This is a genomic window from Streptomyces sp. NPDC059524 (assembly GCF_042749255.1).
GTDB lineage: Bacteria > Actinomycetota > Actinomycetes > Streptomycetales > Streptomycetaceae > Streptomyces > Streptomyces xanthii.
The window spans coordinates 34,670-45,266 of sequence record NZ_JBHYTK010000057.1 but is presented as its reverse complement, the minus strand read 5'-3'; the positions used below and the strand labels follow the sequence as shown (position 1 = coordinate 45,266).

Below are 10,597 nucleotides of genomic sequence, written 5' to 3'. Positions count from 1 at the left end.
TGCGCACTTCGTGCGCCATCTCCATCGGGGCGTCGCCTCATCGGGGAAATGCGACCCGAAGGGTCTGCATTTCAGGGGCGCGGGGAACTGCGCGACCAGCCACGACGGACCCGCACCCGGCGACGAATCCGCACCCGGCAGACGGGGATCCGAACCCCGGGCCTACGCCGACTCGTTCAACAAGCGGCCCACATAGTCCCGCCCCGCACCGAGCAACTCAGGAAGCGCCGGGATCCCGTCGTACCAACGGGCCTCGTACTCCCAGCACAGCCACCCGTCCCACCCCGCCCGACTGAGCACCTCCACGCACTCCCCGAGCGGCAGCACCCCGCCCCCCAGCGGCAGCGGCACCGTGTCGCCGTCCCCCGCGATGTCCTTGACCTGCACATACCCCAGGTAGGGCGAGATCGCCGCGTAGGTCTCGCCGGGCTGCTCCCCGCCCAGCCACGTGTGCATGACGTCCCACAGCACGCCGACGCTCCCGTGCCCCACGGCCCCCACGACCCGGCACGCGTCCGCCCCGGTCCGATGCGAGTCGTGCGTCTCCAGCAGCACGCGCACCCCCCGGTCCGCCGCGTGCGCGGCCACCGCCCCGAGCCGCCGCGCGGCGGCCGCGTCGGCGACCTCGGAGTCCTGTTCCTCCCCGGCCCCGGGAAAGACCCGCACGTACGAGGCGCCGATGTCCCCGGCGAGATCGACCAGCTCCCGCATCTCGTCGAGCACCGGCTCGTCCTCCCCGGGCGCCGCCACGCGCGCGTACCCGGCGACCCCGAGCACCTCCACGCCCGCGTCGCCGAACGCCGCGGCGACATCGGCCCGTTCGCCGGGCGTGAGTCCGAGATGCACCGGCTCCTCGGGATGGGCGCGCAGCTCCACGCCGTGATAGCCGTGCTCCGTGGCGAGCGCGAGGACGTGGGGGAGCGGGAGACCAGGGACACCGAGGGTGGAGAACGCCAGTTTCATGGCCCGGACCTTACCCAGCGCCGCCGTCGCGCAACGGCAACCGCCAGTCCTGACCGGTCAGATCGGCCCCGAACGACCGGTGCGGCTCCTCACCGGCCAGCACGAACCCGTGCCGCTGGTAGAGCGACCGGGCGGCCTTGAGCACGTCGTTCGTCCACAGCACGAGCTCCCGGTACCCGACCCCGCGCGCGAAGTCGACGACGGCCCGCACCAGCCGGTCCCCGATCCCGAGCCCCCGCGCCTCCGGCTCCACGAGCAGCAGCCGCAACCGCGCCGTGCCGGGCGCGGCGTCCCGTACGCACATCACGCACCCCACAGGCCGCCCGTCCAGCTCGGCGATCCACACCCGCTCCAGATGCGGGTCGTGGTCCTGGGCGAAGTCGGCGACGATCCGGGCGACGAGCCCCTCGTAGTCGGCGTTCCAGCCGAACTCGGCCGCGTACACCGCCCCGTTGCGCGCGACGATCCAGCCGAGGTCGCCGGGGCCGGGCTCGCGCAGCAGCACGTTGTCCGGATGCGGGGCGGCGCGCCCGTCCCCGAGGACCTCCCGCACGGTGCGCAGCGCCTGGGACAGCCGCTCCCGGTCACCGGCCGGCACGGTCGAGAGCAGCGAACCGACGGCCTCCCGGGACCGCTCGTCCAGCAGATCGGCGGCCTCGCGCCCGCGCGCGGTGAGCGTCACCCGGCGCCGCCGCGCATCGTCCCCCGACGAGGCCCGCTCGACGAGCCCCGCCCGCTCGAACTTCCCGAGGATCCGGCTGAGGTACCCCGAGTCGAGCGACAGCCGCGCCCGCAGGTCGGCGGCGTCGACGTGCTCCGTGTGCGCCAGCTCGTACAGCACACGGGACTCGGTGAGCGTGTACGGGGCGTAGAGGTGCCGGCTGTAGTCCAGCGCCCCGATGACATTGGTGTAGAAGCGGTTGAAGGACCGGATGTCCTGCACGGTCATGACGCCACCTCGCGACGTGAATCATTGACTGAGTCAGAGATCGAGGGTCCTGCCAGCGTACGCCGAGGGGTGCGGGGCGTCCATGGAACGGACGTCAGCCCTGGTCCCGCACCTCCCGCACCAGGTCGAGCAGAACGGCGTGCGTCTCCGCGTCGGCCGCCACGACCAGGCCGTCCGGGCCGCTCAGGGCCGGCTCGCCGCGCAGGCCCGTCACGACGCAGCCGGCCGCGCGGCACAGCGCGATGCCTGCGGCGAAGTGGACGCTGTCGCGGAGGTCGCCGTCCGTGACGTACGCGGCCCGGCGTCCGGCCGCGACCCAGGCGACCGCGAGGGTCGTGGAGACGACGCGGGGGCGGAAGCGCTCGGCGAAACCAGGGGTGGCGAGGAGGCGGGCCGCGGTGAAGCCGGGGGCGTTCGGGAACGGGGGATCGAGGTTGACGTCCACGAGCCGGGAGGCGGCGGAGGGGGAGAGGGGGTGGTCGGTGCCCTCCGCGTCCCGGAGCCAGGAACCCCCGTTCCCGTCGCCGTCCGTCCAGAAGACCTCCTCGTTGAAGGGGTCGGCGGTGGCGGCCGCGGTGGTCGAACCGTCCATGCGGAGGGCGACGTTGACGCCGGCCAGCGTGGTGCGGACGGCGTAGTTGAGCGTCCCGCACAAGGGGTCCACCAGCCAGCGCCGTGCGGCGTCCTCGGTCCCGCCGCGCCCGCTCTCCTCGCCCGTCACGGCGTCCCCGGGGCGGGCCCGCCGCAGCACGTCGAGGACGGCCTCCTCGGCGGCGAGATCCGCGGCGGTGGCGAAGTCGCCGGCGCCCTTGTCGACCCGGGCGAGCGAGGTCCCGTACATCGCGCGCACGACGGCGGCGCCGGACAGGGCGGCCTGGACGGCGAGTTGGGCGTCGGAGGCGGGGGTCATAGGGGGCGTGTTCATGATCGGCATGACGGGAGAATAGGGGCGACGCCCGGGGAGCGGGCTCCGTAAGATCACGAACATGCCGTTGCGACCGATGCAGGTGAACGTGAAGGCCGTCGATCACGTCGCGGTCGGCCGGTTCTGGGCGCAGGCGCTGGGCTGGGACGCCGTGAGCGCGGGGCCCGGCGGGACGGCCGTACAGCCGCCCGGATTCGACTGGCGCGCCCCGGGCACGGCCGTGGCCCTCGACGTCATCGCCGTACCGGACCCGAAGCCGGCCGCGAAGAACCGCGTGCACCTCGACCTCGCCACCACCTCGCCCGCCCACCAGACGGAACTGATCGCCCGCCTGAAGTCGCTCGGCGCGACACCCGCCGACGTCGGGCAGGGCGACGACGTCCCCTGGACGGTCCTCGCCGATCCCGAGGGCAACGAGTTCTGTGTGCTGGAGCCCCGAGAGACCTACCGCGACAGCGGGCCCCTCGCCGCCGTCGTCGTCGACTGCGCGGACCCGCACGCCATGGCCCGCTTCTGGGGCGAGGCGATCGACTGGACGGTCGTCGAGACGACCGGTGAGGCGGCCCGGCTCCGCGCGGCGCAGGGAATCGGCCCCTACGTGGAATTCCTCCGCACACCCGGCCCGCCGCCCGCCGCCCCCGCCCGCCGCATCCACCTCGACCTGCTGCCGTACCCCGGCGACGACCAGGCGGCGGAGACGGACCGGCTCCGCGCCCTCGGCGCCACCGATCTCGACCTCGGCCAGGGCCCCGGCGTGTCGTGGACCGTGCTCGCCGACCCCGAGGACCACGAGTTCTGTGTCCTGTCCCTGACCTGAGCCCGCCACCGGAACGACCCAAGGAACCGCGATGAGCAGCGTCCGCCGCATCACCCTCACCGACCGCGCCATCACCCTGAACTGCGCCGAGTCCGGCCCCGCCGACGGCACCCCGGTCGTCCTGGTCCACGGTCACCCGTTCAACCACACCCTGTGGGCCCCGCAGGCCCACGCCCTCGCCGCCGCCGGCCACCGCGTCATCACCCCCGACCTGCGCGGCTACGGGGACAGCGACGTCACCCCGGGCCAGGTGTTCCTCGCCGACTTCGCCGACGACATCGCCGCGCTCCTCGACCACCTGGGCATCGACCGCACCGTGATCGGCGGCGTCTCCATGGGCGGCCAGATCTGCATGGACTTCCACCGGCGCCACCCGGACCGCGTGCGCGCCCTGGTCCTCTCCGACACGTCCTACGGCGCCGAGACCCCCGACGGCAAGGCCTTCCGCAACGGCCTGGCCGACCGCCTCCTCGCCGAGGGCATGGCCGGTTACGCGGACGAGGTCATCGACAAGATGCTCGCCGCGTACAACGTCACCGCGCTCCCCGACGTGGCCGCGCAGGTCCTCGGCATGATGCGCGCCACGGACCCGCGCGGCGCGGCGGCGGCCCTGCGCGGCCGCGCCGAACGCCCCGACTACGGCGACACCCTGGCCTCGGTCACGGCCCCGACCCTGATCGTGGTCGGCGCGGACGACGTCTACACGCCGGTCTCCGACGCGCGGTCCATCGCGACCCTGGTCCCGCACGCGCAGCTCACGGTCATCGACGGCGCGGGCCACCTCCCGGGCGCCGAACAGCCCGAGGTCTTCAACGAGTCGCTGCTCGGCTTCCTCAAGGGAATCGGCTGAACCGGCCGGCCGGTGGGTGTGGGCCTCGGTGCAGCAGGCGCCCGCGCTCTCCTCGGGTCGGGCACCACGGAAAAGCGGGTGCGTGGGGGCGGCCCGCTTGGGAGGGTGCACGGATGACCCCTGAGACGATCTCGAACCTCGCGCACACCCGGCACCCGATCAAGTCCCCGCTCGGCGACGCGTCCGTACGGCAGTTGCTCGACCGGGTGCTGCCCCGGGACGGCGGCCGCGTGCTCGATCTGGGGTGCGGGACGGCGGAGTGGCTGCTGCGGGCGCTGGAGACACGGCCGGGGCTGCGGGCCGTGGGGGTGGACCTGTCCGAGGAGTCGCTGGAGATCGCGCGGGCGGCGGCGCAGGCGCGCGGCGTCGCGGACCGGCTGGAACTGCACTGCCGCAAGGCGGAGGAGTACACGTCGCCGGAGCCCTTCGACGCGGTACTGAGCGTCGGCTCGGCGCACGCGTTCGGCGGGCTGCTGCCCACGCTGGAAGGCGCCCGCGCCCGGCTCGCCCCGACCGGGAGCGTGCTGATCGGAGACGGGTACTGGCTGAGCGAGCCGACGGCGGACGCGGTCGAGGTGCTCGGCGAGTTCACGGATCTCGCGTCGACCGTGGACCAGGTCGTGGGGGAGGGCTGGGTGCCGGTGTACGGGCATGCGAGTACCCGCCAGGAGCTGGACGACTACGAGTGGTCGCTGTGGGGGATGCTCGCCGAGTGGGCGCTCGACCACCCCGGCCACGCGGACAGCGCCGAGGTCCTGGACTGGTCCCACGCCCGCCGCGACGAGTGGCTGCACGCCTACCGGGACAGCTTCGGCTTCCTGACCCTCGTCCTGCGCCGCACGCCCGCCCTGTAGAACGGCCCCATGGACACCTTGCGCTTCCGCCTCGCCGACGACACCGACCTCGCCACGGTCGTGGGACTGCGTGACGACGCCGCCCGCTGGATGCTGAGCCGGGGCGTCACGGGCCAGTGGCGCCCGGGCGAACTCGGCGTGGACCACTTCCGCCGCACACGCGAGCGCGGGGGCGAGGTGTGGCTCGCGGAGAGCGGCGAACGGGCCGTCGGCGCGTGGGAGTTGTGGTGGGAGGATGAGGCCGCGTGGGGCCCGCAGCCGGCGACGGCCGGATATGTGCACCGCCTGATGGTGGCGCACGGCAGCGTCCCGCCCGGCACGGGACGCGAACTCCTGCGCGCGGCGGAGCGCCGCGTCGCCGAGCGGGGACGCCCCTTGGCGCGGCTCGACTGCGTGGCCACCAACCCGGCCCTGAAGGCGTACTACATCAAGGCCGGGTACCGGGTCGTCGGCCACAAGGAGGGCAAGCCGCAGCCGGGCACGAAGCCGAAGTCGTTCACCCTGCTGGAGAAGCGGTTGACCGGGGCGGCGGCGCAGTCTGCGTGACCCTCGACGGGGCGCGCGTCAGCCCGCCGCCCCGGAGTCCCGCTCGAAGCGGCCCGGGAACGGGAAGTAGGCCTCCAGGAACGCGTGGATCTTCTCGTTGATCTCGTCCTGCTGCTCCGCCGGCGTGTTCACGTCGTTGAGGCAGAAGAAGTCGAAGCGGCGGTTGGTGAGCAGCTCGGCGAGGCGCTCGTCCGCGTCCGCCCGGGCCACGTCCACATACCGCGTCTTGTACGTGGCCGGCACCGCGCGCCCCGTGAGGAACGCGTGATGGTGGTGGAAGGACGCCCCCATCGCGATGTCGGTCGGAGCCCGGAAGCGGGAGCGGCTCGTGCGGTCCACGTCCTCGGCGAAGCGCTCCTCGATGTCCCGCATCACCGCGCGTATCTGGGGGTGCGGGGCGTGCGCGAACTTGTTCACGGTCATCCGCCCGTGCTCCGCGTGCAGCAGCCGCCGCACGTTCTTGCCCGCCGAGTTGGGCGCGGGCTCGTCCGGGTGCGGGGCGCCCAGGCCGAGCTGGGAAGGGGAGAAGGGGATCTTGGCGATGCCGTTGCCGTGGAAGAAGTGCCCGGCGGTGACGGGGCGGCCGAGGAAGACGTCGTCGTTGAAGTAGAGGTACTGCTCGGACAGGCCCTCGATGTGGTGCAACTGGGTGCCGATGGCATGCGAGTTGAAGACGGGCAGCGCGTCGGCGGACCGGAAGACGTCCTTGTGGTCAACGACCTTGATGCCGGGCACCGAGGTGTCGAGCCAGGACGGGGTCTGGCCGTCGGTGACGATGTAGACGTTCCGCAGGAACGGCGCGTACATCTCCAGGGAGCGCAGCGAGTACTTGAGCTCGTCGTGGCTCGTGTAGCGGGAGGCGCCCGCCTCGCGGGACTGCGCGTCGGGAGCCCGGCCGGTGCGGTGCAGCTCGCGCTTCGCGGCCAGTTCGGGATCGTCGCCGTCCACCCACGTGTAGACGACGTCGAGCGGGAAGGTGACGGTGTCGATGCCCGGCACGGTGAACTCGGCGAACGTGGGGTGCTCCACGCCGAGGACCGTCCGGGTGGCGGGCTCCTGCGACTCGGCGGGGACGACGTCGGACACCGCGTTGGGGCGCGGGCCGACGAGCGCGCCGTCGAGCAGGGCCGGGGGTGCCTGGAAGCGCAGGCCGCGCAGGATCTCCTCGGCGCGCTCGTCCCCCTCCTCCCGCTGCTCGCGCAGCTGCCCGCCGTCCCGCCAGAACTCCACGTCGCAGCCGCGCACCAGGCTGCCGAGCACCTGGCCGGCCGGACCCAGCAGGATCTCGCCGAAGCGGATCACCGGGCGCCGCTTGAGCTGCGTGGGCAGGGCGCCCTCGGCGTAGAGGGCGGCGGTCGCGGGCCAGTTGTCCGAGGTGGGCTCGGCGGCGTACAGGGCGGTGCCCGCGTACAGCTCGCGCAGGGCGCTCAGCAGGGCCTTGCGGTCGGAGAGCCGGATGCCGACGACGTACCTCTGCACGGAGCGGCCCGGAACCATGAAGTAGTCGACGCCCGCGTGCCGGAGCGCGTCCGTGACCAGGCGCAGATTGCGCTCCGCCGCCCGTGCCTCGTCGAGACCGCCCACCCGGCGCCCGACCCAGGTCCGGCCCTCGACGGTGACCTCGGCCAGGGCGTCGTCGCCCGCGAGGAGCGCGGCCCGGCGCTGAACGGCCGGGACGGCCACTGGCGCCGCCGCGTCCGCCGGGACGGGCTGGCTTGGTACGGCCGGCAGCGGCACTTCGCGGCGGAAGCGGGACAAACGGGGGCGGGGCGGGGCCATGGTGCGTGTCCGATCTGTCAAGCGGGGCAGGGCGCGGCGTCACGGCTGAGGTGTGGGGCAGCGCGCGTGCCATGAGAGACCTCGCCAGGCTATGTCGGCCGGACGACTGTTCGGTCTGGCCGGCGGCGGGAGCGGCAAGCGTGAGGGAGCCGTGACGGATTCTCGTTCAAAGTGCGACCTTTTGCCGTACAACCATCTGCGGCACGGGGCGGTCCGGAGCGGTCCGGGGGGCCTGGGCGCGGTCCGCGCGGGGCCGGTCCGCGGGGCGGGGCGTTGTCAGTGGTCGCCCCTAGAGTGAATACATCACTCGGGGGATGGGGAATTCCCGTCGGAGGGGGAGCGTAGGCATGTCTGTGCGCAAGATCCAGCACAAGGTGAATCACGTCGCACTCGTCGTGGACAGTTCCGGTTCCATGTATCAGCACCAGCACCAGCTCGTGCGCGTCGTCGACGAATTCGTGGCCGGACTGAAGGCGGAATCGGACAGCCTCGGGCACGAGACGCGGATCAGCCTCTATTCCTTCGACCACCGGGTGGAGAACCTGGTGTGGGACATGGACGTGAAGCACCTTCCGTCCATGCGCGGGCTCTACAAGGTGAACAACGGGGCGACGGCGCTGATCGAGGCCTCGCTGAAATCCCTGGACGACCTGGACCACATCTGGGAGGAGTACGGGGAGCACAGTTTCCTCCAGATCGTGGTGACGGACGGGGAGGAGAACGCGTCGGGAGGGGACCGCCGGCACGACGGCGACATGTCGATCCTCGGGCCGTGGCTCGACCGGATCACCGCCAAGATGGGCGGTCTGCCGGACCACTGGACGTCCGCGATCCTCGTGCCGAACTCGCTGGCCAAGCGCACCGCGCAGAACTACGGCTTCCCCGCGGGGAACATCGCGATCTGGGACGCCGACTCGAAGCAGGGCGTCGAGGAGGCCATCGGCACGGTGCGCGCCGCCGCCACCAGCTTCCTGCGCGGGCGCGAGCAGGGCGTGCGCGGCACGAAGAACCTGTTCGCGGTCGGCCAGGACATATCCGTCGACGAGGTGCGGGCGAACCTGGAGCCGATACCGGCCGACAAGTACCGGCTCCTGAAGGTCGACAAGGAGGCCGAGATCCGCTCGTTCGTGAATTCCCATCCGGGTGTGACCTATGAGCGCGGTTCCTGCTACTACCAGTTGGGTGCGCGCGTCCAGGTCCAGCCCGACAAGGAAGTCGTCGTCGTGGAGAAGGACACCGACCGCGCCTATACGGGAGACGCGGCGCGCAGCCTTCTTTTCGGCACGGGAATCAAGGGCACGGTGTCGGTGAAGGCGGGGAACAATCCGAAGCTGGAGGTCTATGTGCAGAGCCGCTCGGTCAACCGAAAGCTGAAGGCGAACACACGGCTGCTCATCATGCTCTGAAAAGGGAATTCCCGGCTCAGGCGAATTTCTTGAACATGTGGACGTCTTCCGCGCCGCCGGGAATGCCCAGGGTGCGGCCGGTCTCGACGTACCCGTGACGCTGGTAGAACGCCGGGGCCTGGAAGGTGAAGGAGGAGACGCAGGCGCGGTCGCAGCCGCGCCGGCGCGCCTCCTCCTCCGCCGCGGCGAGGATCCGCGTCCCCCAGCCGTCCTTCCGGCTCGCCTCGCGGATCCACAGCATCTCGATGCCGAACAGGCCGGCCCAGGTCCAGCCGGACAGGCCGCCGACGAGTTCGCCCGCCTCGTCGACGACCTTCACCGAGAGGGAGGTCTGATCGGCGGAAGTGGTGCCGGTGGCCGGGAAGTTGACCTCGTCGAGGCCTTGGGACAGGCGGGCGTCGAGCGCCTTGTCGGCCTCGCCGACGCTCAGCCGGCCGCCGTCGTGGTCATGCGTCATGGCGCCGAGTGTGGCACGGCCGGGTGCGGGCGCCGGGCCGTTCTGCGAGGGGTGAGCGGTCAGGCGCGCGGCGGAGCCGTCGAGCCGCGGACGATCAGTTCGCCGCCGACCACGTCGACGCCGCCCTCGGGGGCCTCCTCGCGGCCCATCGCGATGCGGCCCGCGCGGGCCGCCGTGTCGCTGAGGGGGAGGCGGACGGTCGTGAGAGCGGGGACGGCGTCCGCGCTGAAGGGGAGGTCGTCGAAGCCGGCGACCGAGACGTCCTCGGGGACGCGCAGTCCGGCCTCGCGCAGGGCCGCGCAGGCGCCGAGCGCCACCGTGTCGTTCGCGGCGACGATCGCGGTCAGGTCCGGGGCGCCGCGCAGCAGTTCCGCGGTCGCCGCCCGGCCGGTCGCCCGGTCGTACGTGCCGTGCACCACCAGGTCGTCGGACTCCGTGACGCCCGCGTCGGCGAGCGCCTCACGGTGTCCCTCCAGACGGTGCCGGGTCGTCGTGCGCTCCTCGGGCCCGGCGACGTAGCCGATGCGGCGGTGGCCGAGGGAGAGCAGGTGGCGGGTCAGTTCGCGGCCGCCGCCCCGGTTGTCGAAGGTCACGGAGACCGCGTCGGTGCCGGGCACCGGCGGGCGGCCGCACAGGACGACGCGGGTGCCCGCCTCCGACAGGCGCCGCAGCTTGCCCGCGACGGCCGCGACATGGGCCTCGTCCTCGATCGCGCCGCCGGTGAGGACGACGGCGGCGGCACGCTGGCGCTGCAGCAGGGTGAGGTAGGTGAGCTCGCGTTCGGGGGAGCCGCCCGTGTTGCAGACGACGGCGAGGCGCTCGCCGCCCGCGCGGCCGCCCGGGCCCACGATCTCCGACTGCACGGCGGAGGCCATGATCCCGAAGAACGGGTCGGCGATGTCGTTGACCAGAACCCCGACCAGGTCGGACGTGGCGGCGGGGGGGGCGCGGCCCGGGCGGGTGTTGTGGGTGGTCAGTTTGGGGGGGGGCGGCAGTCGGCGGCGCCCGGGGGGGGGGGGCCCCCGGCTGTGTGGGGGTCTGGCGGGGGCGC

Annotated in this window: 10 protein-coding genes and 1 pseudogene; 5 read left to right on the top strand and 6 right to left on the bottom strand. The window is 72.9% G+C overall.

From position 1 onward, the window contains the following. Positions 1-162: 162 nt before the first annotated feature. The 3 genes from ACFW9D_RS18170 to ACFW9D_RS18160 form a co-directional block, all read right to left on the bottom strand. Positions 163-963 carry a sugar phosphate isomerase/epimerase gene (locus ACFW9D_RS18170; RefSeq protein ID WP_188338813.1) on the bottom strand — a complete coding sequence of 267 codons (801 nt, stop codon included), beginning with the start codon at positions 961-963 and terminating at the stop codon, positions 163-165. Positions 964-973: 10 nt separating this feature from the next. Beyond that, complete coding sequence (locus ACFW9D_RS18165) at positions 974-1,912, bottom strand: GNAT family N-acetyltransferase (RefSeq protein ID WP_384623082.1); 939 nt, start codon at positions 1,910-1,912, stop codon at positions 974-976. Positions 1,913-2,006: 94 nt separating this feature from the next. Further along, positions 2,007-2,846, bottom strand: a complete 840-nt coding sequence (locus tag ACFW9D_RS18160; protein WP_384623081.1) for an inositol monophosphatase family protein — start codon at positions 2,844-2,846, stop codon at positions 2,007-2,009. A 52-nt stretch (positions 2,847-2,898) separates the two neighbouring features. Between ACFW9D_RS18160 and ACFW9D_RS18155 the strand changes: the two genes are divergently transcribed. The 4 genes from ACFW9D_RS18155 (at position 2,899) to ACFW9D_RS18140 (ending at position 5,904) form a co-directional block, all read left to right on the top strand. Then, positions 2,899-3,654: a VOC family protein gene (locus ACFW9D_RS18155; protein WP_384623079.1), complete on the top strand. Its 756-nt coding sequence runs from the start codon at positions 2,899-2,901 to the stop codon at positions 3,652-3,654. A gap of 31 nt (positions 3,655-3,685) precedes the next feature. Beyond that, positions 3,686-4,504, top strand: coding sequence for an alpha/beta fold hydrolase (locus ACFW9D_RS18150; RefSeq protein ID WP_384623077.1), 819 nt, complete (start codon positions 3,686-3,688; stop codon positions 4,502-4,504). 113 nt (positions 4,505-4,617) lie between these two features. Further along, positions 4,618-5,358, top strand: a complete 741-nt coding sequence (locus ACFW9D_RS18145) for an SAM-dependent methyltransferase (protein WP_384623075.1) — start codon at positions 4,618-4,620, stop codon at positions 5,356-5,358. A 9-nt stretch (positions 5,359-5,367) separates the two neighbouring features. Next, positions 5,368-5,904, top strand: a complete 537-nt coding sequence (locus ACFW9D_RS18140) for a GNAT family N-acetyltransferase (protein WP_384623073.1) — start codon at positions 5,368-5,370, stop codon at positions 5,902-5,904. Between the two features lie 18 nt (positions 5,905-5,922). Here the strand turns inward: ACFW9D_RS18140 and ACFW9D_RS18135 are convergent, their stop codons facing one another. Then, on the bottom strand, positions 5,923-7,683 hold the full coding sequence (locus ACFW9D_RS18135; protein ID WP_384623071.1) for a stealth family protein: 1,761 nt from the start codon (positions 7,681-7,683) through the stop codon (positions 5,923-5,925). Positions 7,684-8,030: 347 nt separating this feature from the next. On the opposite strand from ACFW9D_RS18135, the gene ACFW9D_RS18130 reads away from it, so the two are divergent. Further along, complete coding sequence (locus tag ACFW9D_RS18130) at positions 8,031-9,089, top strand: vWA domain-containing protein (RefSeq protein ID WP_188338819.1); 1,059 nt, start codon at positions 8,031-8,033, stop codon at positions 9,087-9,089. A 16-nt stretch (positions 9,090-9,105) separates the two neighbouring features. Here the strand turns inward: ACFW9D_RS18130 and ACFW9D_RS18125 are convergent, their stop codons facing one another. Beyond that, entirely contained in the window at positions 9,106-9,546 is a 441-nt protein-coding gene (locus ACFW9D_RS18125) for a GNAT family N-acetyltransferase (protein ID WP_384623069.1), read from the bottom strand. Between the two features lie 59 nt (positions 9,547-9,605). Continuing rightward, positions 9,606-10,484, bottom strand: a pseudogene (locus ACFW9D_RS18120) (LacI family DNA-binding transcriptional regulator); the annotation flags it as partial. Between the last annotated feature and the right edge of the window lie 113 nt (positions 10,485-10,597).